Raw genomic sequence first — 251 nt, 5'->3', positions numbered from 1 at the left:
CTGGATAGCCGCCCAGCAGGGGAAAAATATACGCTGGAATAACGTAATGACCTGGGTTACCGGGCGCTTACCAACAAGGAATAACGATGGAAAACCGTTTTAACCTGATAGATGAACCCTGGATTCCAGTTGCCGACGTTGGCCGGGTCAGTCTGAAAGACATTTTCAAACGTCCGGATTTACGGGCACTGGGTGGCAACCCGGTTCAAAAAATCGCACTCACCAAACTGTTACTGGCAATCGTCCAGGCT

Annotated in this window: 1 protein-coding gene; it reads left to right on the top strand. The window is 50.2% G+C overall.

Annotated elements, in window-relative coordinates; all coding sequences use genetic code 11:
• Positions 1 to 86: 86 nt before the first annotated feature.
• Positions 87 to 251 (top strand): type I-E CRISPR-associated protein Cse1/CasA (locus Q4563_RS23820; RefSeq protein ID WP_442903849.1); only part of this gene is annotated, 165 nt, incomplete at its 3' end.

The sequence above is a fragment of the Gilvimarinus sp. 1_MG-2023 genome, from assembly GCF_030548285.1.
Note: the sequence above shows the minus strand (reverse complement) of the source record. Positions and strands in the feature narration are given on the sequence as shown.